This is a genomic window from Corynebacterium sp. UMB6689, assembly GCF_030215295.1.
Classification (GTDB): Bacteria; Actinomycetota; Actinomycetes; order Mycobacteriales; family Mycobacteriaceae; genus Corynebacterium; species Corynebacterium aurimucosum.
The window spans coordinates 1-244 of record NZ_JASOLS010000255.1 but is presented as its reverse complement, the minus strand read 5'-3'; the positions used below and the strand labels follow the sequence as shown (position 1 = coordinate 244).

Here is a 244-nt window from a genome sequence, read left to right as displayed (position 1 = left end):
AAGAAGTCGTTGACAATGTAGGCGATACGCTTATTTTGATAACAGATGTCAATACGTCGCTTGATTTGACAGGTAATAACAGCTTTTATGCAACAAATCGACAAGTTGAAATCCAGATTTTTTACAAGCTGGATATAGACTTTGACATTGAACAATTTGAACTACGACTATTGAAATTGTTTAAAGACAATCATTGGTCGATAGCAGATATACGAGAACATACAGTAGACCCCGACACAAAGCA

1 protein-coding gene is annotated in these 244 nt (G+C 35.7%); it reads left to right on the top strand.

Going from position 1 to position 244, the window contains the following annotated elements; translation table 11 throughout:
• A partial coding sequence (locus QP363_RS13410) for a DUF806 family protein (RefSeq protein ID WP_284764855.1) occupies positions 1-244 on the top strand: 244 nt, incomplete at both ends.